The sequence below is a fragment of the Cupriavidus sp. genome (genome assembly GCF_057315035.1).
Genome location: NZ_DBHKYV010000003.1, coordinates 178,383 through 200,378, shown reverse-complemented (window position 1 = coordinate 200,378; position 21,996 = coordinate 178,383). Strand labels below are relative to the sequence as shown.

The following is a 21,996-nucleotide window of genomic DNA, read 5'->3' as shown; positions in this document are numbered from 1 at the left end:
TTACATCCCCCACTTCTGGACGATCTTCGCCAGCGTGCCGTCGGCCTTGATGGCCGCAATGGCCTTGTTCACGCGCGCCAGCGTCTCGGCGTCACCCTTGCGCACAACCAGGCAGACGTCGCCAACATTGACAGACTTGTAGCTGTCGACAAGCTTGACGCCAGGGAACGCGTTCTGGCGAATCTGATACGCAATCAGGGGCTGGTCACCCAGTCCGGCCTTGATGCGGCCCAGCGACAGGTCGCGCGACATGTCGGCAATCGAGTCGTAGCTGCGCACTTCCTTGAAGATGCCCTTCTTGTTGAGCATGTCCAGGAACACCGTGCCAACCTGCGCCCCGACCACTTCGCCCTTCAGTTCATCGAGCGTGGTGTAGGCCTTGGCATCGTCGGACTTGACCATCAGTCCTTCGCCGTACGAATAGACCGGGTCGCTGAACGCAACCACCTGCTGGCGCGCCGCGGTCTTGAGCATGGCCGCGGAAATGATGTCGATCTTGTTCGATGTCAGTGACGGGATCAGCGCCGAGAACGTGGTCTGCTGCACGTTGACCTGGAAGCCACCGGCCTTGCCTACCGCCGTGACCGTATCGACCATCATCCCCTGGATGGTATTGGTCTTGACGTCCAGGAACGTGAACGGGACGCCAGTGGCAGTAGCGCCGACGTTGTAGGAACCCGGTGCACTGCCTTGGGCCCAGCACAACGAAACGGTGCCAGTCAGGCACAGAACCAGTGCGGCACGACGGAAACGATTGACGACGGACATACGAACACTCCTTGGCAAGGGGTCATTTGGGGGCACGCCTTGTGGGGCGGCTTTGTACCTACGCAACCTGTGTGCCAATAATCGATGAACGCCAATCATTTTTTAATCATCGAAAACCACTAGTTGCATCAATAGAATCGATATGCGATTCTTACAGCCATGGAACACGGACATTTGCCGGATACGAGTGATGCCTGAATCTCAGCACGACACGCCAGTCGAAGCACCAACACAAGCCCAAACAAATGCGCAGACCAGCCTGCTGTTCAACCAGTCACTGGAGAAAGGGCTGGCGGTGCTGGCCGCATTCAGCGCGTCGCGTCGCACGATGACCATTGCGGAGATCGCCGAGGTGGCCGGCATCAACAAGAGTTCGGCCCAGCGCATGGTTTTCACGCTCGAGCAGTTGGGATACCTGCGCAAGCATCCTCAAACGAGGCGCTATCAGTTGACGCTGCAGGTCATGAAGGTGGGCTACAACTACCTGGCCGCCGATCCGCTGATCGACGTGGCCAACCCGTTCCTGTCCGAGCTGACCAAGGTCACCGCTGAGACCAGTTGTCTCACTGAGCCCGATGGGGACGAAATGGTCTATCTGGCGCGTTTTGTCAGCGCACACTTCGTGCCGGTGCATATGCCGATTGGCAGTCGCATACCGATGTATTGCACGGCGTCCGGACGGGCCTACCTGAGCGCCCTGCCCGAAGCCGAGGCCCGCGCGCTGATCGAGCAGTCATCGCGCATCGCCCACACACCGCACACGCTGACATCGGTCGACGACGTCATGGCCGAACTGCGGCAAGCCAGATTGCGCGGCTATGCGATGAACGCCGAAGAACTGTTTCTGGGGGACATGACAATTGCCTCGCCGGTAATGGGAGGCAAGGGCCGGCCGCTGGGCGCCATCCATGTCGTGGCTCCCACGGCGCGCTGGACCCGGGAAGATACCGAACAACGGTTAGGGCCGCCCCTGCTGCAATGCGCGCGCGCCATCAGCAATTCCGTGCGAACACTGGGGTAGCAACAGCTCAAGCCCGCTCCGCATCGTTGTCCGCGGCATCGTCGCCGGCCTCGCTGCCCGCATCGGCCACGCTGCGCCCCGGCGACCATGGCCGCCCGCGCGTGCGGTCGATTACCGGTACCCGCTGCTGGATGGCGGCCTTGGCCAGCATGTGCGCACTGATCGGGGCCGTCAGGAACAGGAAGGCGGTGACCAGGATCTCATGCAGGCTCAGCCCGTTGCCGCGGACACTGAAATACACGACCGATGCCAGCACCACGCCGCCGACGCCGAGCGTGGTCGATTTGGTGGGGCCATGCAGGCGCATGAAGAAGTCCGGCAGCCGCGCCAGCCCAATTGCGCCGATCAGCGTAAAGGCGCTGCCGATCAGCAATAGCGCGCAGACGATCAAATCCGCTACGGGGTGCATGGCGTGCCTCTACCTCAGTTCGATGATGTCGCCGCGCTGCAGGTACTTGGTCAGCGCAACCGTGCCGATAAACGCCGTGACGGCAATCAGCAGCGCGATCTCGAAGAACAGCGTCGAGTCGATCACCATGCCATACAGCACCAGCAGCGCAATCGCATTGATGCTCAAGGTATCGAGCGCAATGATGCGGTCCGACAGGCTCGGCCCACGCAGCAGGCGCGCCAGCGTCAGCAGGACTGCCAGGCCCTGCATGGCCAGGGCCACCGGTATCACTACGGCAAGCATAGGAATATCTCCTTCAGCGGGGCTTCATAGCGCGACTTGATCGTGCCCACCAGCGCCGCCTCGTCCTGCAGGTGCAGCACGTGAATCAGCAGCATGCGGCGATCGTCGCTCAGCTCGGCGCACAGCGTACCGGGGCTCAGCGACACGATGCTGATCAACGCCGTCAACGCCATCTCATGTTCCAGGTCGAGCGGTACCTGGATAAACGCCGGTTGCATGCGGCGCACCGGGCCCAGCACCAGCGCGGCCACTTCCAGGTTGGCCTGCACGATATCGAACAGCACGCGGCCGGCAAGCCGCACCATCAGGTCGGGACGACGCAGCGCCATCGGCCGGAGCCACAGCCGCTGGCCGATCATCAACGCAATGACCCAGCCCAGCAATGCTCCCAACAACAACTGGCCGGCCGATACCTCGTTGACCAGCAGCAGCCAGATGCCCAGCAGGACCAGGCTCAACCACGGATGCGGGAAAAGCCGTTTCAGCATGGCTCAGCCCCCCTCGCCCGCATGCGCCTCGCCCAGTACCGCACGCTGGTAGGCCGCGGCATCGAACAACTGGCTGACCGTGGCATCCAGGTAGCGCTCCATCGGCTGCGCAAACACCACCAACGCGACATTGCCGGTCAGCAGCAGCGTGGCGCACGACAGTTTCCATCGGCGCAATACCACGCGCCGCGCCGGCGAGCGCAGGCCGTGGTACACATGCGGGGCGCTCCATACCTGCCGGCTCCCGGTACGGCTGACCGCGACCAGCAGCATCAGGCTCGACAGCAGGATTGCGGGCCATAGCACCGGCGCCAGCGGCCCCACCGTGGCATGCAACAGCATGGCCTTGCCGAGAAAACCCGACAATGGCGGCAAGCCTGCCGCCGCCACCGCGGCGACCATGAACAGTGCGCCTTCCAGCCGCATGCCCCTGCGTCGCTTCGTGCCGTCGTCATCGTCCGGTTCTGGCACTGTCGCTGGCGCTGCCGCGGCATCGCCATGGGCATCCAGCGATTCCGCGAGCAGGAACAACGCGGCCGTGCATAGCGTGGTGCTTTGCAGGTAGTAGAGCGCCGCTGCCCACGCCGGCGCCGTCTGCATGCTGGTTCCAGCCAGCAGCAGGCCAACCGACGTCAACACCAGATAGGCCGTCAGCATCCGCACCTCGCGGGCAGCAAGCGCGCCGATGGCGCCCACCGCCATGGTTGCCAGCGCCATCCACCACAGTACGTCGTGCATGAAGCCAGCCAGCGGTCCGGCATCGAGACCAAAGATCAGCGACTGGGTGCGCAGGATCGCGTAGATGCCCACCTTGGTCATGATCGCGAACAGCGCGGCCACCGCGCCCGAGGCGCCGGCGTAGGCGCGCGGCAGCCAGAAATACAGCGGGAAGGCCGCGGCCTTGAGCAGGAATACCAGTTGCAGCATGGTGCCCGCCGCCGCGACCAGGCTTGCGGAACCGGCATCGATGCTGCCCAGCCTGAGGCCAAGGTCGGCCATATTGAGCGTGCCGGTCACGCCATACAGGATGCCGATCGCTATCAGGAAGAAGCTGGATCCGGCCAGGTTGATCAGCACATAGTGCAGGCCAGGCACGATGCGCCGGGGGCCGCCTCCATGCACCAGCAATGCGTACGATGCGATCAGCAGGATCTCGAAGAACACGAACAGGTTGAACAGATCGCCCGTCAGGAACGCGCCGTTCAAACCCATCAACTGGAACTGGAACAGCGCATCGAAATGACGACCAAGGCGGGCGTCACCACAGGCGGCGTAGATCGACGTGGCCACCGCCAGCACCGCCGTCAGCGTCAACATCAACGCGCTGAGCCGGTCCAGTTGCAATACGATGCCAAACGGTGCCGGCCAGTTACCCATGGCCACCACCGGGATCGCACCGCTGTCCGCCATGTTCATCAAGACGATGGCCAGCGGCAGCAACGCCAGGCTCGCGGCAACCGACAGGCTGCGCTGGCGACGTTGCCAGCGCGCGGGCGCCATGGCCAGCAACGCGCCGGCAAACATCGGCACCAGCACGGGCAACAACAGCAGGTGCGCCGCCGTCATGTGCGCTCCCGCGCGTTGCCGGCGTCGGGCTCCGTGCCATTGACATGGTCGCTGCCCGACAGGCCGAGCGAGCGCAGCGAGAGCACGATTGCAAACGCAGTCATGGCAAAGCTGATCACGATGGCCGTCAGCACCAGCGCCTGCGGTACCGGATCGGCATAGCTGGCGCCCGCGGCAATCACCGGTGGCCGGCCGGTTGCCAGCCGGCCCATCGACAACAGGAACAGCGATACCGCGTAGGACAGCAGCGTCAGGCCAAGCACCACGGTAAACGTGCGGGCGCGCAGCAGCAGGAAGATCCCGCATGCGGTCAGGATGCCAACGGTGATGGCGAACACGGCTTCCATCAGCGACCTTCCTCTGGCGCCGACAGGCGCGCACCGATGCGCTTGTCGCGCACCCCCAGGTGAGACACGATCAGCAGCGTGGTGCCGACCACCGTGAAATACACGCCAAGGTCGAACACCATCGCCGTGGCCAGTTCGATCTCGCCGATCACCGGCAAATGGAAATGCCCGAACGCCGTGGTCAGGAAAGGATAGCCGAACACCCAACTGCCAAGGCCGGTCAGTCCCGCCACCACAATGCCGGCACCCGCCAGCACGCGATAGTTGAGCGTGATCCGCGCTTCGGTCCACAACACGCCGCTGGCCACGTATTGCAACAGCAATGCAATCGACGTCACCAGCGCGGCGATAAAGCCGCCACCGGGCAGGTTATGGCCGCGCAGCAGGATGAACACCGCCACCAGCAGCGTCAGCGGTAACATCAGCCGCGCCAGGATCGACAGCAGTAGCGGATGACTCTGCCCGGCCCATGGCGCACCATTCGGATCCACGTCGGGTGCCGCCAGCCGCAAACCCTTGAGCATCGCCTGCACCCCAAGGCCCGCTACCAGCAGCACGCAGATTTCACCGAAGGTATCGAAGCCGCGGAAGTCGACCAGGATCACGTTGACGATATTGTGCCCACCCCCGCCGCTTACGCTGTTCCTGACGAAGTACTCGCCAATCGAGTCATGCGGACGCGTCATCACCGCAAAGGCCGCGGCCGCCGCCAGCGCGCCGCCGGCCAGGGCCAGCACGGCGTCGCGCGCCCATCGGCCAGGGCCGGCACGCTCGCCGGCATCCTTGGGCAAGAAGTACAGCGCAAGCACCAGCAGCAGGATGGTCACCACTTCCACCGACACCTGGGTCAGCGCAAGATCCGGCGCAGAAAACCGCGTGAACAGCAACGCCACCATCAGGCCGCAGGTGCTCAATTGCGCCAGTGCCGCCACGCGATGGCGCCGGCTCACTACGACCATGACCGCACCCAGCGACAGGATGCCCAGGCCGGCGCCGGTCATTGCATCGAGCGGTGTCAGCGTCAGCGAACCACGCAAGCCATGAAACGCTTCGGACACCGGTACTGCACCCGCGCCGAGCAGATACCAGGCTGGCAGCAATACCATTGCGGCGACCAGCCACGCCACGTAGCGCTGCAGCGCGCCGTTCTCCAGCGCCAGCGTAATACGGCGGGCCAGCCAGGCCAGTGCATGCATGACATCTTCAAAGCGATCGCGCGCGTTGAACCTGGCCAGCAGGTCGTGATTACGATGAAACGCCTCGCGCCGGAAATAGAACAGCAATCCACCCGCCACCATCGAGATCGCGCTCATCACCAGCGGCAGGTTGATGCCATGCCACAGGCTCAGGCTGTACTCGGGCGGCGGCGCGCCCAAGGTGGCACGCGCCGTGATGTCGAGCAAGGCGCCGACCGTGATATTCGGGAACAGCCCCACCACCAGGCAAATCACCACCAGGATCTCGACCGGGAACTTCATCAGTCTTGGTGGCTCGTGTGGCGGGTAATTGGGTAGGTCACCGGGTGCGCCATCGAAGAACACGCCATAGATGAAGCGCAACGAATAGGCCACGCTGAGCGCCCCCGCCAGCGTGGCCGCGGCCGGAACAATCCAGTTGAAATGACCAAACAGGCCCTGCGCAAGGGTTTCGCCGAAAAACATCTCCTTGCTCAGAAACCCGTTCAGCAACGGCACGCCGGCCATCGACAGCGATGCCACGATGGCCAGTGCACCCGTATGCGGCATATAGCGCCACAGGCCATGCAGCCGTGTGAGGTCGCGCGTGCCGGTTTCATGGTCGATGATGCCCGCGGCCATGAACAGCGACGCCTTGAACACTGCGTGGTTGATGATATGGAATAGCGCCGCCACGGTGCTCAATTGCGTATCGAGTCCGAACAGCAATGTGATCAGGCCCAGGTGGCTGATCGTCGAATACGCCAGCAGCCCCTTGAGATCGCGCTGCAGCAACGCCATGGCCGCGCCACCCACGAGTGTGATCAGGCCCGACAGGCTGACCAGGTAGAACCACCAGTTGGTACCGTCGAGCACCGGGTAGAGTCGCGCCAGCAGGAACACGCCGGCCTTGACCATGGTGGCCGAGTGCAGGTACGCCGAAACCGGCGTCGGTGCCGACATTGCGTGCGGCAGCCAGAAGAAGAACGGAAACTGCGCCGACTTGGTGAACGCACCAAGCAGTACCAGGCACAGCATCACCGGATACAACGGATGCCGCTGCACCGCTCCGCTCTGCGCCAGCACATCGGCAAGTTCCAGACTGCCGCAGATATGGCCCAGCAGCAGCACCGCGGCAAGCAAGGCAAGTCCCCCTGCCCCCGTGATGGTCAGCGCCATGCGGGCGCCCTTGCGTGCATCGGCGCGATACGACCAAAAGCCGATCAGCAGGAATGACACGATGCTGGTCATTTCCCAGAACACCAGCATCAGCAACAGGTTGCCCGACAGGACCACGCCGAGCATGGCGCCCATGAACAGCTGCAGCAGCGTGAAGAAACGCACGGTCGACGCCACGCGCGGCAGGTAATAGCGTGCGTAGATGATGACCAGCAGCCCGATACCCGCAATTAGCAACGCGAACGTAAAGGCCAGGCCATCGAGCCGCAGGGTCAGGTTCAACCCGATCGACGCGAGCCAGTCGTAGCGCCATGCGAGTACCGTGCCGGCCGAAACCGCCGGCCAGCCGAGTGTCAGCAAGCCCAGTACCGCCAACGCATTGGCGGCGGCGATCGCAAATGCCACGGTGCTGCCCGCGCGCTTGCACAGTTGCACCAGCACCGCGCTGGCAAATGGCAGGATTACCAGCGCGAGCATCAGCATGCGCGGCCCCCCGTCATCCGCCGGCATTGCGCGGCACCAGCAGCACCGGCGTGCGCGCCGTGGCCACCACGTGCGATGCCACTGAGCCCATCACCGCCGCGAAGAACGCGCCGCGGCCGTGCGTGCCCATCACAATCAGATTGGCCTGCACCGCTTTCGCAACTTCACAGATTTCGCTGGCAGGTTCGCCATAGCGGCGATGCTCGGTCACGGGAATGCCTGCGGCCAGGAAAATCGGCAGGATTTCACCGAACGCCTGCGCGGCCGACTCGTCGAGCCATTGGTCCAGTACATCCTTCGAGAACCAGGCACGCGGGCGCCCCGTGATTTCGGGGGTCACATGAACCAGATGGACCGACAGCGGCGCGGCCAGCACGCCGGGATCGAGCATGCGGCGCGCTGCGGCAACGCTGCTCGACGAGCCATCGGTGGCAAGTACGGCGATCGTCATCGGAACTCCTTCGCGTGTCATCCCGCCTGTGCGGGATCATGAAAACGGACGGAAACACATGACAAGGGCCTGGCGGCACGGCTGTGCCGACCCATCATCGCCATTCTGCCGCAGCAGTGACTAAAGAGCCAGTTAGTATTTTCGGAAATAACTTAAGGAAACGCGGCAAGGCCCCGCTACATCCGCAACGGGCCGGGGCAGGCCTTGAGCCCGATCCACGACACGACGATTACGATATTGATGGGCACGCTCAATGCGCCGGGCACATAGAAGATGGCCGATAGCCCTGGCGAGCGCATCAGGATTTCAACGGCCCCGCCCAGTCCGTAGAACAGCAGCCCGCACCAGAGCCAGCGCCGCATATAGGTCGGCAGCCAGTGTGCGCGCGACTGGTTGAATCGCCACGCGGCTGCGCGCGCCATCAGGTCGCCGCGGCTAGCGTCCTTGAACAGCCAGTCGAAGAAGAAGTAGCGATACAGCAGGGTGCGAAAGGCTAGCTCTTTCATGATGAAGTTCTCAGGCACCGGGAACACATGGATGCGGCCCCGATGACGGTTGGCCAATTTTCGCAATGACCATGCCCGCGCCTCATCAGGCACCGGGCCATGAGTAACTGTAGTAGCTGGATACGCGCGCGGTAATCTTTTCGCGCCAGCCTTGTAAAAATTGGCGGCACCTTCATCGCTTGCGGGCCAGCATTGCAAGGCGAGAGCAGCCCCTGCCCCAAACTGGTTCAGGACCTCAAAAACAAAAACGCCCCGCGGGGCGTCATGGTCGTGGCTGGCGAACGTTGCAAAACTTGCAACCGTTCAGGCGCCGTCAAGATAGGGATTGCGACGGCCCAGGCGTGTGCCCAGCGCATCGGGCGCCAGCGTCATGCTGGCGGGATCCACTGCTGCGCCCGGCGGGGGCGCCATTGCCGTGACACCTGGTGCCGGAGCAGCCGTTGCGGCACCAGGGCCGGGTGGCACACCCATCTGCACCGACTCCATCGAGCCCTGCGCGTAAGGGTTGGCGGCGGCGGGTTGCTGCGCCACGGTGGCCGGCGCGGCCTGATACGCCGGAGCGGACTGGACCGACTGCGTCGGTTGTGCGGTGGACAGCGGTTGCGTGGCTGGCATCGGCTGGACCTGCTGAACCGGCTGGGCCTGCTGCGCAAGCAGCGGGTAGGACGCGATCATCGCGCCAGCCATCAACAGGGATTTCGCCAGATGTTGCTTCATTCGTGTACCTCCGTAAAACGCCTACAGGCTTGGGAAAAGCCACTGTAACGTCGAGGCACCTGACATTCTGTTCCATTTTGCAACTGACATTTACGAGCCTTGCGGCCCACTTCCATGCGCGGTATTTACGCGCGCGGGTGCGGACAGGGCCTCTCCAACTGGGTTCACATGGGCTCTCATGCACGAGGCGAGTGGACGAGCATCGCGGCCAAGCTAGGCTTGTTGAACCTCTGCCACCTTGATCCAGCGCTTGATCCGTGCACGAAGGCGCCCTTTCGACGCGTCGTCAATCGGCATCTCGTCGACCAGTGCAATCGCTTCATCCGGCTTCACATAGCCGTGCACGAGAAGCGCCACGTCGAAGTCGCGGTCCTTGTCCCGATTGGCGACCGCTTTGGCCATGAAAAGATCAAGCGCCCCCAGACAATAGCCAACTCGCCCGTTTGTGCCCGAGTTCTGAATGCGTTCCACGCGATTCAACCAGCCAGTCGGCAGACACGCCGTTTCCGGCCCAACCCCTTGCGCGTAGTAGCCGTGAGTATCATGAAAACGGGATCCCTCACCGATCGCTGCGTCGATGTGATCCGCTTTTTGGTGCGCATTGAGGGGATAGATGTCGGCCTCAGAGGAAACGGTGAAGACCGCAGGTGGATAAGGGCGCCCCCCAAGAATGGACTGACTGCCCACAATCACGAACTCATATTCGTCCGTAATCTCTCCGGCTGCACGAATGATGTGCTCCAGGTCCTCGCGTCGCATTCCGGACGTTCTCCTTAGATGTCCCCTATTACGACCCCCTTCTTGAGCGCCTGGACTTGGGCAAGCACCTCGAGCCTGACCTCCTCCGGCAACACGGTGGGCAGAGGAGAGGCTTGTCGAAGCTCCTGAGCGCGCCGGGTCCGACCCAGGGCTTTGCGCCAACGGCTATGCGTAAGGATTTCGTCCCACTCTGCCCAGAGGGATTCGGAGCGTGACGGGCCATTGGCGCGCCAACGCTTGAGCGTATTTTGCGCGCGCACCAGCAGTTCGGGATTGGCTTGAATCAACCGAACTGCTTCCTTGTGAAGTGCCAGGCTCAGCAGGTCTTGAGCCTGGTGCCGCTCGGAATCAGAACTGACCAGCACTTGAACCTGCGGTCGCGCGCGTCGCGAATTCGCGGACGCGCTATTCGCGGGCGGAGGTTGGAAGGTATCGCTCACCAGCAGGGCAAAGTCACCCGCAACGCCCAGTACAGACATCACGCGCAGGTACGTGCCAATCGTGGGGGTCGAGTCGCCCGCCTCCACTGAGTTAAGCGTGGTTCTCGATATACCCACCCGTTTGGCCATTTCGACTGTGCTAAGCCCTTGCGCCTTGCGCAGGCGCTTGATGCGATCGCCCAGTTGCAAAAGTAACTGGCGTTCCAGGACAGGAGAGAGACTTGGGGACGCTTGCATATGTCCCACAGATTAGGCAAAACCCGCCATTTTGTCCAGTTTACTGAACACATGAACGCCGCACCCCCGGTCCCGCAACCCTGCTCCACCCGGGACTGGTGTCCGTGGCGTTTCCCGGATTGCGGCCTACGATGATTGCTGTCCCTGACGATTTGGAAACAACGGAGAACGCCATGGCACGGACGGATTCACTCGGGCTTGCAGTGTCGACGCCGCACGCGCGTTCCATTGATCAGTACGAGGCGGCGCTACACCTGCTGAACGGTTACTACGGCGACCCGCTGGCCGCCATCGACGCGGCGCTGGAAGCCGACCCCGACTTTGCGATGGGCCATGCGTTGCGCGCTGGCCTGATGGTTACCTCCGGCGACGGCACTGCGGAACCGATGCTGCGCCAGAGCGTGGAAGCTGGCGAGGCGCTGCATGCCCACGCGAACGATCGCGAACGGCGCCATATCGCAGCCGCACGTGCGTGGCTGGACCGCCGGTTCGACCGCGCAATCGGCCTGTACGGCGATATCGTGATCGACTATCCGCGCGATTTGCTGGCCATCCAGGTCACGCACCTCGGCGACTTCCTGCTGGGCCAGTCATCGATGCTGCGTGACCGCATCGCACAGGTGCTGCCGCACTGGGATGCGCACGTGCCGGGATATGGCTATCTGCTGGGCATGCATGCGTTTGGCCTGGAAGAAATGCAGATGTATGAGCGCGCCGAAGTCAGCGCACGGCAGGCGCTCGATCTCGATCCGCGCGATCCATGGGCGATCCACGCTGCCGCGCACGTAATGGAGATGCAAGGTCGCCTGGCCGACGGCATCGCTTGGCTCGACGGCCGGCGTGCCGACTGGTCCGAAGACAATATGCTCGCGGTGCACAACTGGTGGCACCTGGCATTGTTCCAGCTCGAAGCAGACCAGGTCGACGATGTGCTGGCCCTTTACGACAGTCACGTCAGCCGCCCTGCTCCAGCCATTGCACTGGACCTCGTCGACGCCTCGGCACTGCTCTGGCGCCTGCACCTGCGCGGCGTCGACGTTGGCGCGCGCTGGCAGCCAGTTGCCGACGACTGGCTGGGGCGGGCCGCAACCGGCTACTACGCGTTCAACGATGTCCACGCCATCATGGCCAGCCTTGGCGCGGGTCGCGGGGAAGCTGCCGCCGAACTGCGCGCGGCGTTGCTGCACGCGGCGCAGGGCGAGGGCACCAATGCCATGATGTCGCGCGATGTTGGCCTGCCGGTGGCCGACGCGTTGATCGCGTTCGACCGGGCCGACTACGACACCACCATCGACCTGCTAATGCCGGTACGCGTGATTGCACACCGCTTTGGCGGCAGTCATGCGCAGCGCGATGTGATTGGCCTGACGTTGATCGAAGCCGCGCTACGGGCCGGCCGCGCCAACCTTGCCAGCGCGCTGACGGCCGAACGCGCCGCGCTGAAGCCGATGACCGCTGGCCTGCAAACGCTGGTGCGGCGGGCCGATGCCTGCCGCACCCCGGCCATGCACTAGCTCAGGGCCGCGTCACGGTCACGCGCAGGAACGTTGCGGGAATGCGCGTGGTATTGGGATTCCCGCTCTGGTTTTGCGCCTGGAACAGCGCTTCCAGTTCGCGCTGCAGGTCGTCGGTACGACCGTTGGCCTCGGCTGCGGCAAAGGCGTTCATGGTCGGACCGTAATAGTTGCGAAACACGCTGAGCAGCGCTGACGGCGATGCCGCGAAATTGAAGAAATAGGTTTCCCTGGTGAATACGATGTTGTCCGACGGTACGCCGGCCGCGCCAAAGCGTTCAATCACGGCAGCCTCGTTGCCCCACAGCACAGGGCTGATAAAGCCTTCCGGGGGCGGCGGCGAATAGGATGCACTGATCTTGAGCACCTGGGCGACCAGCGTTGGATCATTGGGGATCCAGTTGCCCATCACGATCCGGCCACCGGGCCGGGTCACGCGCACCATTTCCTTGGCAACCTCGACCGGCTTCGGCGCGAACATGGCGCCAAAGATGCTCACGACCAGATCGAAAGCCTGGTCCGGCAGATCCGTCAACGCGCAGGCATCGCCCTCCTGGAAACGGATATTGGTGAGCCCCGCTTCCTGTGCCCGGCGGTTGCCGGCCGCTACCAGATTGCTGGCGATATCGACCCCCAGGACCTCGGCCCCACGTTTGGCTTCCGGCAATGCGGTTGTGCCATCCCCGCAGCCCAGGTCGAGCACTTTCATGCCCTTGGTAATGCCCAGGCTTTCCACCAGTTGATCACCGCTTTCGCGCATGGTCGCGGCCAGGCGTGTGAAATCGCCCTTCTCCCACAATGCCTTGTTCGGATTCATCAGCAGCCCCTTCGATTGTTGTATGCAGCAAGCACTGAAAACGCGCCATCGTCCCCGGGTTCAGGTTTTGTAGACCATGGGTCCGGGCGGATCAATGTCGGCCATGGCCAAGGAACCGCACATTGACCTCACATTGGGAGCAGCACTCCCGCATTCAACCAACGGTTGAAGATCCTTCTCCCGATCTGCATCTACCGGGAACAGATCACGCAAACCATACTGGCTTCACCTTCCCCTCACAGTTGAAGCCCACATCATGAACACCCAAGTCAAAGTTGCAGTTGTCTTCCACAGCGGCTATGGCCATACGGCACGGCAGGCACAAGCCGTGGCACGCGGCGCTGCAGGCGTTGCGGGCGCCAGCAGCCTGCTGATCAGTGTCGACGAGATCGATCAGCACTGGGACACGCTTGAAAACGTCGATGCCATCATCTTCGGCGCGCCCACCTACATGGGCAGCGCCTCGGCCCAGTTCAAAGGCTTTATGGATGCCACCTCGCGCACCGTGTTCGCCAAGGGCGGCCTGTGGGCCAACAAGGTAGCGGCCGGCTTTACCAATGCCGCCTCGCGTTCGGGCGACAAGCTCGCCACGCTGCAACAGATGTCGATCTTCGCGGCCCAGCATGGCATGCACTGGGTGAACCTCGGCTTGCCGCCTGGACACAACAATTCCCAATCCACCGAGGACAGTCTCAATCGGCATGGGTTCTTTATCGGCGCCGCAGCGCAGTCGGATGCCGATGCCAGTGCCGAGGTCGCACCCCCTCCCGCGGACTTGCGTACCGCCGAGCACCTTGGCGCACGCGTGGCGCAGGTCGCACGTGAACTGCAGGCAGGCCGCGCCGCACTGGCCGAGCTGAAGCTTGCGGCCTGAACCACCTACATCGCGATTGGAGACAGAAATGAGCGAAGTCATCACGTTTATCGTGCGCTTGCCCGGCAAGCCGGAACATCGGGCAACACTCGAAACGCAACTGCTGAAGGTGCTGGACACCATGGCCGACGAGCCCGATTTCATCAACACATACCTGCATCGCTCCGCCGAAGACCCGGATACCTTGCTGGTATATGAAACGTGGGGCTGCAGTTGGGAATACTTCCGCATGCACCATCTCGGCAAGCCCTATCGGCAGGAATATGAAGCGGTGCTTCCCGCGCTGCTCAAGCAGGAGCGGACCATCGAACTGCTGACTGCGCCCATCCGCACCTACCTGAAGTGATGCGATGCACACAGGGCGCACCGCCGTCTACCGTCATTCGCTAAAAAATGTTCTTTAAATCACTTTATATCGGCGTGCGGCGAAAAACGATGATATTCACCGCAAATTTTGCGGTGAATAATTTGCCCATGCGGAGAATATGGGCCACAATCTCCGCATGAATAGCGGAGATTACACCTATATCTGGCAGGCCAACGACTGGCCCGATTGGCGTTTCGACCTCGCCGCCCTGGCCGGGCAGATGGCAAGTGTGAGTCAAGCCCAAGGGCTTTTGCTGGGGCGGCTGGCGGATGTCGGCATGGGATTACGCGATGAGGCCAGCCTGGCGGCATTGACCGACGACGTGGTCAGGACCAGCGAAATCGAAGGCGAACAACTCGATGTCGCATCGGTCCGCTCGTCGATTGCGCGTCGCCTCGGCGTCGACATCGGTGCGTTGGCGCCGGTGGATCGTCACGTCGAAGGCGTAGTGGAGATGGTGCTCGACGCGACGCTCAACAGCGAGGCATCCGTTACCAGGGAGCGCCTGTTCGGCTGGCACGCCGCGTTGTTCCCCACCGGGTACTCCGGCTTATCCAGAATCAGCATAGGTAGCTGGCGCGATGACGCCAGCGGACCCATGCAAGTCATCTCCGGCCCTTTCGGTCGACAGCGCGTCCATTTCGAGGCGCCGCCCGCAGACCGCCTGGAGGCCGAAACCGTCAGGCTCATTGCGTGGATCAACGGCTCGCCCAAGGATCCACCATTGATCCGGGCCGCACTTGGTCATCTCTGGTTTGTCACGCTACATCCGTTCGATGATGGCAACGGCCGTATTGCGCGAGCCATCGGCGATCTCTTGTTGGCCCGCGCGGATCGCAGTCCGCAGCGCTTTTACAGCCTGTCGGCGCAGATTCAAAGCGAACGCAAGGCCTACTATGACATCCTGGAACGAACCCAGAAGCGGTCGATGGATGTTACGGAATGGCTGGCATGGTTCCTCGACGCCCTCCATCGCGCCATCGACCACGCACAGGTGTCGCTCGATGCCGTGCTGGCCAAGGCGCGCTTCTGGCAGCACTGGGCCATGACGCCGTTCAATGAACGGCAAGTGAAACTGCTCAACCGGATGCTCGATGGCTTCAACGGCAAGCTGACCACCAGCAAGTGGGCTGCGATCGCCAAATGCTCCGCGGATACGGCATTGCGCGATATCAACGATCTGATCTCGCGCGGCGTGCTGCGAAAAGCGGACGGCAGCGGGCGCAGTACCAGCTACGAACTGAACGACTTGCCATAGCTCTCCGCAGTCTGCCACCTTCGATCCTTTGATCCGTCAATGCGCGTACACCGCTTCCCAGCTCTTGAAGCCTTTCACTTCAACCGGGTTGCCGAACGGGTCGGTGAAGAACATCGTCCATTGCTCGCCCGGTTCCCCTTCGAAACGCACCTGCGGCGCCAGTACGAATTCGGTGCTGGCTGCTGTCAGACGGTCGGCCAGTGCGCGCCATTCAGGCAACAACAGGATGATGCCGAAATGCGGCATCGGCACCAGTGCGTTACCCACGTGGCCGGTGCGCTCGGTCTGGAATGGCTTGCCGAGATGCAGTGAAATCTGGTGGCCGAAGAAGTCGAAGTCGACCCACGTATCGGTGCTGCGGCCCTCTTTGCAGCCCAGCACGCCACCGTAGAAGCCGCGCGCCTCGTCGAGATTGGTCACATTGAAAGCCAGATGGAAGACGGATTGCGTCATGGTGCTTAAACCTCGGGTTCAGTAAGTTGCAGAAGTATGGCGCATCGGCGAGGCATCAGCGATGCCGGATCACTGTACCGGCCCGCACACCGGTACTGGCGCCTTCGGTCCAGGCCATCTCGCCATTGACGAACACGTGGTCAATGCCCGCCGCCTGCGCCACTGGCTGTTCGAATGTTGCCGTATCGATGACGCGTGCTGCGTCGAACACTGTCACATCAGCAAAATTGCCTTCGGCCAGTACGCCACGGCCCGCCAGATGGAAGTGGCGTGCGGTCAGTCCGGTCATCTTGTGCACCGCCATTTCCAGCGGAAACAGCCCGATATCGCGGCTGTAGTGGCCCAGCACGCGCGGGAACGTGCCCCACAGCCGTGGATGTGGCACCGGATCATGCGGCAGGCCGTCTGAGCCGATCATGGTTTGCGGAAAGGCCAGGATACGGCGGACGTCGGACTCGTCCATCAGGAAATAGATGGCACCGGCCGGCTGCAGCGCATCGACGGCGTCCTCGGGCGACCGCCCCATCGCGGCGGCAATCGTATCGAGATCCTGGCCCGCGTACTCGGGATGCGGCTGCGAGCGCGTCACGATCACGCGGCTCGATACCGCCAGGCGATCCTTGCGCAGGATCGTGGAACCAGCCTGGTACGGATAGCAATCGAGCCCGACGCAGCGATGCCGCATAACCTGCGCGAAATGCGCCAGCGTTTCCACCGAACGGCCATGGTTTTTTGGCCCGATCAGCTTGTGATGCGAGACGACGACGCCGGCATCGCCGGCTTCCCCAATCGATACTGCTTCGTCGATGGCTTCGCGGATCTGGTCGCCCTCGTCGCGAATATGGCTCGCATGGACGCCACCGAAGCCGTGCAGCGCGGCGGCCACGCGCGCCATCTCGTCGGTCGGCGCTGCCATGGCGGCGGGATATGCTGCGCCGGTGGACATGCCGCTGGCACCGCTGCGCATCGCATCGCGCAACAGCGCCTGCATGGCGGCAATTTCAGCATCGGTGGCAGCACGGTCAAGGCGGTCCATCACGGCCACGCGCAGCGTGGTATGGCCCACCAGGCAGGCCGCATTGACGGCCGGCGCTGCCTGTTCGAGCGCATTCAGATAGTCGCCAAACACGGCGTAGCGAAATGCCGCCGCATCGTCGCCAAGCAGGTCCAGCGGCGGTGGCACGGCCTGGCCGGGGGCCGCGCACCAAGGTGCCAGGCTGATCCCGCAGTTGCCGGTGACCACCGTGGTCACGCCCTGGCTGAGCTTGGCCGGCATCAGCGGGCTTTGCATCAGGTAGCGGTCGTCGTGGGTATGCGCATCGATAAAGCCGGGCGCGACGATGCGGCCCTGCACATCGATTTCGCAATGGCCGCGCGCGCCGGACAGGTCGCCGATTGCCGCGATCCTGTCCCCCGCGATTCCCACATCGGCATCGAAGCGCGGCGCACCCGTACCATCGATAATGGTCCCGCCGCGCAGCAGTATGTCGAAATCCGCCATTTGAGTCAGTCCACAGTGGCGCCCGACGAGCGGATCACGGCGGCCCAGACCGGGCGTTCCTTCCTTGCCAGATCGAACAGTGCAGTGCGCGGCCCCGTGGTGACCTCGTATGCCATGTCAGTCAGCCGTGACTTGATGGCATCGGAGTTGGCGGCCTTGTTGAATGCCCGGTTCAGCGTATCAAGGATCTGCGGATCCACGCCGGCCGGCGCCACGTAGCCGGTCCACGCCACGGCCTGGTAGTCCTTGAGACCGCTTTCGGCCATGGTCGGCAATTGCGGCAGGCGGCTGTCGCGCTGCTTGCCGGTGACCGCCAGCGGCACCACGCTGCCATTCTTGAGATACGGCGCAATCGAGGTAATGTTCTCGAATACGAGATCGACTTCGCCGCGCAATACCGCGAGGTCGGCCTCGGGGCCACCCTTGTATGGCACATGGGTGATGGAAACACCTGCCATCGACTTGAACATCTCGGCGCTCAGGTGGCCCGTGGTGCCGTTGCCTCCCGATGCCACCGCCAGCTTGCCCGGCTCGCGCTTGGCCTTTGCCACCAGTTCGGCCACGTTATGGACGCCCAGGTCCTTGCGCACCGCCAGCACGTTCTGCACGAAGCCGGTCAGTGCCACCGGCGCCAGTTGCTTGTCGGCGTCGTACGGCAGTTTCTTGTAAAGCGACTGGTTGATGGCCAGCGTAGCCACGTTGGCGAAGCCGATCGTATAGCCATCGGCTGGTGCGTTGATGATGGCCTGCGTGCCGATGATGCCCGAGGCGCCGACGCGGTTCATGACCACGATCTGCTGACCGATGTCACGGCCCACCGCATCGGCCAGCAAGCGCGACACGATATCGGGTGTGGTACCTGCGTTGAAAGGCACAATCAGCGTGATCGGCCGTTCGGGCCATGCGGCATACGCCTGTGCGGACAGCAGCAACGCGGCGGCGCCGAGCGCCACGCGCCCCAGGATTCGGAATGGATTGGACTTCAGAGACATGATGAACCGTCCTTGCAAACGACAAGTGGCAGAGAATCCGGCGCACGATCTGCCGTGCACCGGCATGGGCACGGCTGTCTCAGGTGCCGTGCGGGGCGGCTGCAGTGGGCTGCAGCATCGTATGTAGGAGTGGCAGGTCGATATTGCCGCCGGACAGCACCAGCACGGCATCGCGGCCGGCCAGATCGATCCGTCCGGCCAGCAGCGCGGCCAGTGCGACGGCGCCGCCCGGTTCCACCAGCAGGTGCAGTTCTTCGAGCGCAAAGCGGATCGCGGCGATGACTTCGGTGTCGGACACCGCGCAGGCAGCATCAAGGTAGCGGCCGTTGATCGCAAACGGCAATTCCGCGGGGGTAACGGCCTGCAACGCGTCGCACAGCGAACTCGCGCCCGGCACATTGGACTCGCGCCTGCCGCTTTGCAGCGAGCGCACGGTATCGTCGAAGCTGGCCGGCTCCGCAGCCACCAGGCGCGTGCCGGGGCTTAGCGTATCGATCGTCAGGCCGCATCCGGCGATCATGCCGCCGCCACCGCACGGCGCCGCAAACGTGCCAAGGTTCGCCAGCGCTGCGGCGGGCAGGTCGTGCAGCGCTTCCAGCGCAACCGTTCCCTGTGCGGCCAGCACATCGGGATGATCGCCGGGCGGCACCAGCGTGCCGCCGGTTTCGTCGAGCAGCCGCATGCCGATCGATTCGCGGCTTTCATGGCGACGGTCGTAGTGCACCACGCGGGCGCCCTGTGCCAGCGCGCGCTCCACCTTGTTGCGCGGCGCGTCCACCGGCATCACGATGGTGGCCGCCAAGCCCAGGCTCTTTGCTGCCCACGCAATTGCCTGGCCGTGGTTGCCGGTCGAGTAGGCAACCACGCCACGTTCTCGCGTGGCATCGTCCATGGCCAGCAGCGCATTGAGCGCGCCGCGCGCCTTGAACGAGCCTGTCACCTGCAGGCATTCGGGCTTGAGCCAGACCGGAGCACCAGCCAGTGCATCGAGCTTCGCGTTGCGCAGCAGCGGCGTCCTGACAATATGCGGCGCCAGCGCACGCGCGGCGCGTTCAACGTCGGCAAACACCGGCACACGCATCGCACCAAGCATTTCATGCTCGATGGTCGCGGGCAAGGCCGGGCGCGACTTGGCACGGAAGGTCTGCATCGCGGCGTCCATCAGCGTACCGCCGCAGCAGGCGTCCACACCGAGGGCGCGACGCTGGCGGTTTGCGACGTGATCCGGTCGTAGGCTTCCACGCGGCGATGCAGCCCGAAATTGAACACAGTGGAACGGCCCAGTTCGCACAGGTCCAGGTTGCAATCGGCCACTACCAGTTCATCGTCCCACGTGGTGGCCTGCGCCATGATCTCGCCTTGTGGGTTGACAATGATCGAGTGCCCGAACATCTCGTGACCGTCTTCCGTGCCCGCCTTGGCCACGGCAACGGCGAACGTTGCGTTCTGATAGCAGCCGGACTGGATCGACAGTTGCGAATGGAATACGCGCAGATGATGGGCCTCGAAGCCGCGGTTCTCCATGTTCATGCTCGGCGTGTTGTAGCCAAGCATGACCAGTTCCACCTGCTGCAAGCCCAGCACGCGCCACGATTCGGGCCAGCGGCGATCGTTGCAGATCATCATGCCCAGGTTCACGTCCACCTCGCCTACCGGGGCACGCGTGACCGGGAAGCCCAGGTTGCCGACCTCGAAGTAACGCTTCTCCAGATGCTGCACCTTGCGATGGGGTGCGTACTCGGCGTGGCCGGGCAGATGAACCTTGCGGTACTTGAGGACGATCTCGCCCGAGGGTGCGATCACCACCGACGTGTTGAAGCGGCGTTTGCGCACCGTGCCAGTCTCGTCGGGCTCGAACGCGATCTCGGCATAGCCGAGATAGACGGTAAGACCGTAGCGGCGGATCGCATCGAACAGCGGCTGCGTGGCCGGCGACGGAAGTTCGCTTTCATACCAGCCATCGGCCTCGGCCAGATCCTCGTGGTACCAGCGCGGGAAAAACGTGGTCAACGCGAGTTCAGGGAATACGACGACCTGGGCGCCGCGCTGATGCGCACGCTCCAGCAGCCGCACCATGCGGCCCACGGCGACATCGCGGCCCTCGTGTTTCTGGATCGGCCCGAGTTGGGCGGCCGCGACGGTGATGAGTCTGGTCATGAGCGATGTAGGCAATATGCGTTGAAGGCAGGCCCAGTGTAGAGAGCCACCCATCGCGTCGGAAGCCCGCGCCCCACACGCCGAAATCGGTCCACGCAGCTTGGAGCGAACGCCGCCAGACCTTGCACCATCGGCGTTTCCGGCGCTGCGGCCGGAGCGTTGCCAGGCCACACCCATAACCGCGCGTTATGGTCTTCAGACAAAGATTGATGCGGGCGGCCTACTGTTCCCAACCGTGCCGTCTCGAAACCGCCACAGTCAACCAGGACGCTGGTCCAGCAGGTGGGTCAGCGTGGCGACAAAGCCCTTGGCCAGCGTAGACATCACGTGCTGGCGCGAATGGATCAGATAGATCTTGTGTGCCAAGGCCGGACGAATTGGCTTGAGCACGATATCGCCAGCCCCGTCGGGGGTATAGCCGAACGATTCCATCAGCGCCACGCCCACCCCTTCGCGTACCAGCGCCATGGCTTCCGGCGTCGAGCGAATCTCGATGTCGGGCGCCAGCGTGCCGCGCTCCGAAGTCAGGAATTGTGCCGACAGGCGCCCGAAAGGCGTGTCGCTGCCATAGCCGATAAACGTGGAACCACGCAGGTCATCGACCGTAAGTTCATTGCGCTCCGCCAGCGCGTGCCCGCGCGGCACTGCGCACATGATGTTGCCCTCGCCGATCTCGCGTGCCCGCAACTGGGAACCCGCCGGTGGCGCCATCGACGCGATGCACAGATCGGCTTGCCCCTGCGCCACAAAAGGCAACAACGCGTCGAACGGCAAAGGCCGATAGTGCACGCGCACCGTAGGATGCCGGTGCCGAAAGCGCTGGATCGCACGCGGCATCAGCCATTCGCTATAGCTCGGGCTGGACACGATCGACAGCTTGCCCTCGCCATGTTCGGCCAGGCTTGCCGCCACCGCATTGAAGCGGCTCACGCCATCGAGGATCGGCTGCACTTCGGCGAACAGGCGGCGCGCTTCCGGCGTGGGATGCAGGCGGCCCCGCACGCGGTCGAACAGCGCAAAGCGCAGCCGGGCTTCGACGGTAGCCAGTACGCGGCTGATGGCCGGCTGTGACACGCAGAGCATGCGGCCGGCCTCGCTCAGCGAGCCCGACACCATGATTGCGTGGAATACCTCAATCTGGCGCAGGTTCAGCGCGGTGACTGGCGATCGTGCCGGCGAAGGCGCTGGCTCAAGGGAATGGGAAGAAAAAGGCATGTGAAGCCGCGGACAGA

At 63.4% G+C, this 21,996-nt stretch carries 24 protein-coding genes; 5 read left to right on the top strand and 19 right to left on the bottom strand.

From position 1 onward, the window contains the following. On the bottom strand, positions 1-768 hold the full coding sequence (locus ACO550_RS07415; RefSeq protein WP_315591493.1) for a transporter substrate-binding domain-containing protein: 768 nt from the start codon (positions 766-768) through the stop codon (positions 1-3). Between the two features lie 190 nt (positions 769-958). Between ACO550_RS07415 and ACO550_RS07410 the strand changes: the two genes are divergently transcribed. Further along, on the top strand, positions 959-1,789 hold the full coding sequence (locus tag ACO550_RS07410) for an IclR family transcriptional regulator domain-containing protein (RefSeq protein WP_315591494.1): 831 nt from the start codon (positions 959-961) through the stop codon (positions 1,787-1,789). Between the two features lie 7 nt (positions 1,790-1,796). Here ACO550_RS07410 and ACO550_RS07405 read toward each other — a convergent pair whose 3' ends face one another. The 11 genes from ACO550_RS07405 to ACO550_RS07355 form a co-directional block, all read right to left on the bottom strand. Continuing rightward, a complete protein-coding gene (locus tag ACO550_RS07405) occupies positions 1,797-2,198 on the bottom strand; it encodes a Na+/H+ antiporter subunit G (protein WP_315591495.1) in 402 nt (133 codons plus the stop codon). Positions 2,199-2,207: 9 nt separating this feature from the next. Next, the gene (locus tag ACO550_RS07400; RefSeq protein WP_485994500.1) at positions 2,208-2,483 is read right to left on the bottom strand and encodes a K+/H+ antiporter subunit F; all 276 of its coding nucleotides are present in this window, start codon (positions 2,481-2,483) and stop codon (positions 2,208-2,210) included. After that, positions 2,471-2,971, bottom strand: a complete 501-nt coding sequence (locus ACO550_RS07395) for a Na+/H+ antiporter subunit E (protein WP_315591497.1) — start codon at positions 2,969-2,971, stop codon at positions 2,471-2,473. The genes ACO550_RS07400 and ACO550_RS07395 overlap by 13 nt, the downstream gene beginning before the upstream one ends. Before the next feature lie 3 nt (positions 2,972-2,974). Then, positions 2,975-4,537 (bottom strand): monovalent cation/H+ antiporter subunit D, encoded by a 1,563-nt coding sequence (locus ACO550_RS07390; protein ID WP_315591498.1) that lies wholly within the window; start codon positions 4,535-4,537, stop codon positions 2,975-2,977. Continuing rightward, positions 4,534-4,884, bottom strand: coding sequence for a Na+/H+ antiporter subunit C (locus ACO550_RS07385; protein WP_315591499.1), 351 nt, complete (start codon positions 4,882-4,884; stop codon positions 4,534-4,536). The genes ACO550_RS07390 and ACO550_RS07385 overlap by 4 nt, the downstream gene beginning before the upstream one ends. Further along, positions 4,884-7,721 (bottom strand): monovalent cation/H+ antiporter subunit A, encoded by a 2,838-nt coding sequence (locus ACO550_RS07380; RefSeq protein WP_315591665.1) that lies wholly within the window; start codon positions 7,719-7,721, stop codon positions 4,884-4,886. The genes ACO550_RS07385 and ACO550_RS07380 overlap by 1 nt, the downstream gene beginning before the upstream one ends. Positions 7,722-7,734: 13 nt before the next feature. Further along, positions 7,735-8,172, bottom strand: coding sequence for a universal stress protein (locus ACO550_RS07375; protein WP_315591500.1), 438 nt, complete (start codon positions 8,170-8,172; stop codon positions 7,735-7,737). 176 nt (positions 8,173-8,348) lie between these two features. Beyond that, the gene (locus ACO550_RS07370) at positions 8,349-8,678 is read right to left on the bottom strand and encodes a hypothetical protein (RefSeq protein WP_315591501.1); all 330 of its coding nucleotides are present in this window, start codon (positions 8,676-8,678) and stop codon (positions 8,349-8,351) included. A 303-nt stretch (positions 8,679-8,981) separates the two neighbouring features. Beyond that, positions 8,982-9,395, bottom strand: coding sequence for a hypothetical protein (locus ACO550_RS07365; protein WP_315591502.1), 414 nt, complete (start codon positions 9,393-9,395; stop codon positions 8,982-8,984). Positions 9,396-9,608: 213 nt separating this feature from the next. Further along, positions 9,609-10,154 carry a DUF6036 family nucleotidyltransferase gene (locus tag ACO550_RS07360; RefSeq protein ID WP_315591503.1) on the bottom strand — a complete coding sequence of 182 codons (546 nt, stop codon included), beginning with the start codon at positions 10,152-10,154 and terminating at the stop codon, positions 9,609-9,611. Between the two features lie 14 nt (positions 10,155-10,168). After that, positions 10,169-10,831, bottom strand: a complete 663-nt coding sequence (locus ACO550_RS07355) for a helix-turn-helix domain-containing protein (RefSeq protein ID WP_315591504.1) — start codon at positions 10,829-10,831, stop codon at positions 10,169-10,171. A gap of 173 nt (positions 10,832-11,004) precedes the next feature. Between ACO550_RS07355 and ACO550_RS07350 the strand changes: the two genes are divergently transcribed. Continuing rightward, on the top strand, positions 11,005-12,345 hold the full coding sequence (locus tag ACO550_RS07350) for a tetratricopeptide repeat protein (RefSeq protein WP_315591505.1): 1,341 nt from the start codon (positions 11,005-11,007) through the stop codon (positions 12,343-12,345). A gap of 1 nt (position 12,346) precedes the next feature. Here ACO550_RS07350 and ACO550_RS07345 read toward each other — a convergent pair whose 3' ends face one another. After that, complete coding sequence (locus ACO550_RS07345) at positions 12,347-13,162, bottom strand: methyltransferase domain-containing protein (RefSeq protein ID WP_315591506.1); 816 nt, start codon at positions 13,160-13,162, stop codon at positions 12,347-12,349. A 256-nt stretch (positions 13,163-13,418) separates the two neighbouring features. Between ACO550_RS07345 and ACO550_RS07340 the strand changes: the two genes are divergently transcribed. The 3 genes from ACO550_RS07340 (at position 13,419) to ACO550_RS07330 (ending at position 15,661) form a co-directional block, all read left to right on the top strand. Continuing rightward, entirely contained in the window at positions 13,419-14,036 is a 618-nt protein-coding gene (locus ACO550_RS07340) for an NAD(P)H-dependent oxidoreductase (RefSeq protein WP_315591507.1), read from the top strand. A gap of 28 nt (positions 14,037-14,064) precedes the next feature. Next, complete coding sequence (locus tag ACO550_RS07335; protein WP_315591508.1) at positions 14,065-14,382, top strand: putative quinol monooxygenase; 318 nt, start codon at positions 14,065-14,067, stop codon at positions 14,380-14,382. 157 nt (positions 14,383-14,539) lie between these two features. Continuing rightward, on the top strand, positions 14,540-15,661 hold the full coding sequence (locus tag ACO550_RS07330; RefSeq protein WP_315591509.1) for a DUF4172 domain-containing protein: 1,122 nt from the start codon (positions 14,540-14,542) through the stop codon (positions 15,659-15,661). 36 nt (positions 15,662-15,697) lie between these two features. Here the strand turns inward: ACO550_RS07330 and ACO550_RS07325 are convergent, their stop codons facing one another. The 6 genes from ACO550_RS07325 to ACO550_RS07300 all read right to left on the bottom strand — a co-directional run bounded on the left by ACO550_RS07325 (position 15,698) and on the right by ACO550_RS07300 (position 21,979). After that, a complete protein-coding gene (locus tag ACO550_RS07325; protein ID WP_315591510.1) occupies positions 15,698-16,114 on the bottom strand; it encodes a VOC family protein in 417 nt (138 codons plus the stop codon). Positions 16,115-16,169: 55 nt separating this feature from the next. Beyond that, positions 16,170-17,615: an amidohydrolase family protein gene (locus ACO550_RS07320; RefSeq protein ID WP_315591511.1), complete on the bottom strand. Its 1,446-nt coding sequence runs from the start codon at positions 17,613-17,615 to the stop codon at positions 16,170-16,172. 5 nt (positions 17,616-17,620) lie between these two features. Then, positions 17,621-18,607, bottom strand: a complete 987-nt coding sequence (locus ACO550_RS07315) for a tripartite tricarboxylate transporter substrate-binding protein (protein ID WP_315591512.1) — start codon at positions 18,605-18,607, stop codon at positions 17,621-17,623. Positions 18,608-18,686: 79 nt separating this feature from the next. Then, positions 18,687-19,769, bottom strand: coding sequence for a threonine/serine dehydratase (locus tag ACO550_RS07310; protein WP_315591513.1), 1,083 nt, complete (start codon positions 19,767-19,769; stop codon positions 18,687-18,689). Beyond that, positions 19,769-20,764, bottom strand: a complete 996-nt coding sequence (locus ACO550_RS07305) for an N-carbamoyl-D-amino-acid hydrolase (protein WP_315591514.1) — start codon at positions 20,762-20,764, stop codon at positions 19,769-19,771. Before ACO550_RS07305 ends, ACO550_RS07310 begins: the two co-directional genes overlap by 1 nt. A 258-nt stretch (positions 20,765-21,022) precedes the next feature. Next, entirely contained in the window at positions 21,023-21,979 is a 957-nt protein-coding gene (locus tag ACO550_RS07300) for a LysR substrate-binding domain-containing protein (RefSeq protein WP_315591515.1), read from the bottom strand. Positions 21,980-21,996 lie beyond the last annotated feature (17 nt).

Coding starts and splice junctions, on each gene's coding strand:
- ACO550_RS07415 (WP_315591493.1), bottom strand. CDS start 768: ATGTCCGTCGTCAATCGTTTCCGTCGTGCCGCACTGGTTCTGTGCCTG.
- ACO550_RS07400 (WP_485994500.1), bottom strand. CDS start 2,483: ATGCTTGCCGTAGTGATACCGGTGGCCCTGGCCATGCAGGGCCTGGCA.
- ACO550_RS07390 (WP_315591498.1), bottom strand. CDS start 4,537: ATGACGGCGGCGCACCTGCTGTTGTTGCCCGTGCTGGTGCCGATGTTT.
- ACO550_RS07385 (WP_315591499.1), bottom strand. CDS start 4,884: ATGGAAGCCGTGTTCGCCATCACCGTTGGCATCCTGACCGCATGCGGG.
- ACO550_RS07355 (WP_315591504.1), bottom strand. CDS start 10,831: ATGCAAGCGTCCCCAAGTCTCTCTCCTGTCCTGGAACGCCAGTTACTT.
- ACO550_RS07380 (WP_315591665.1), bottom strand. CDS start 7,721: ATGCTGATGCTCGCGCTGGTAATCCTGCCATTTGCCAGCGCGGTGCTG.
- ACO550_RS07340 (WP_315591507.1), top strand. CDS start 13,419: ATGAACACCCAAGTCAAAGTTGCAGTTGTCTTCCACAGCGGCTATGGC.
- ACO550_RS07345 (WP_315591506.1), bottom strand. CDS start 13,162: ATGAATCCGAACAAGGCATTGTGGGAGAAGGGCGATTTCACACGCCTG.
- ACO550_RS07360 (WP_315591503.1), bottom strand. CDS start 10,154: ATGCGACGCGAGGACCTGGAGCACATCATTCGTGCAGCCGGAGAGATT.
- ACO550_RS07395 (WP_315591497.1), bottom strand. CDS start 2,971: ATGCTGAAACGGCTTTTCCCGCATCCGTGGTTGAGCCTGGTCCTGCTG.
- ACO550_RS07410 (WP_315591494.1), top strand. CDS start 959: ATGCCTGAATCTCAGCACGACACGCCAGTCGAAGCACCAACACAAGCC.
- ACO550_RS07300 (WP_315591515.1), bottom strand. CDS start 21,979: ATGCCTTTTTCTTCCCATTCCCTTGAGCCAGCGCCTTCGCCGGCACGA.
- ACO550_RS07315 (WP_315591512.1), bottom strand. CDS start 18,607: ATGTCTCTGAAGTCCAATCCATTCCGAATCCTGGGGCGCGTGGCGCTC.
- ACO550_RS07350 (WP_315591505.1), top strand. CDS start 11,005: ATGGCACGGACGGATTCACTCGGGCTTGCAGTGTCGACGCCGCACGCG.
- ACO550_RS07370 (WP_315591501.1), bottom strand. CDS start 8,678: ATGAAAGAGCTAGCCTTTCGCACCCTGCTGTATCGCTACTTCTTCTTC.
- ACO550_RS07405 (WP_315591495.1), bottom strand. CDS start 2,198: ATGCACCCCGTAGCGGATTTGATCGTCTGCGCGCTATTGCTGATCGGC.
- ACO550_RS07335 (WP_315591508.1), top strand. CDS start 14,065: ATGAGCGAAGTCATCACGTTTATCGTGCGCTTGCCCGGCAAGCCGGAA.
- ACO550_RS07310 (WP_315591513.1), bottom strand. CDS start 19,769: ATGGACGCCGCGATGCAGACCTTCCGTGCCAAGTCGCGCCCGGCCTTG.
- ACO550_RS07325 (WP_315591510.1), bottom strand. CDS start 16,114: ATGACGCAATCCGTCTTCCATCTGGCTTTCAATGTGACCAATCTCGAC.
- ACO550_RS07365 (WP_315591502.1), bottom strand. CDS start 9,395: ATGAAGCAACATCTGGCGAAATCCCTGTTGATGGCTGGCGCGATGATC.
- ACO550_RS07305 (WP_315591514.1), bottom strand. CDS start 20,764: ATGACCAGACTCATCACCGTCGCGGCCGCCCAACTCGGGCCGATCCAG.
- ACO550_RS07375 (WP_315591500.1), bottom strand. CDS start 8,172: ATGACGATCGCCGTACTTGCCACCGATGGCTCGTCGAGCAGCGTTGCC.
- ACO550_RS07320 (WP_315591511.1), bottom strand. CDS start 17,615: ATGGCGGATTTCGACATACTGCTGCGCGGCGGGACCATTATCGATGGT.
- ACO550_RS07330 (WP_315591509.1), top strand. CDS start 14,540: ATGAATAGCGGAGATTACACCTATATCTGGCAGGCCAACGACTGGCCC.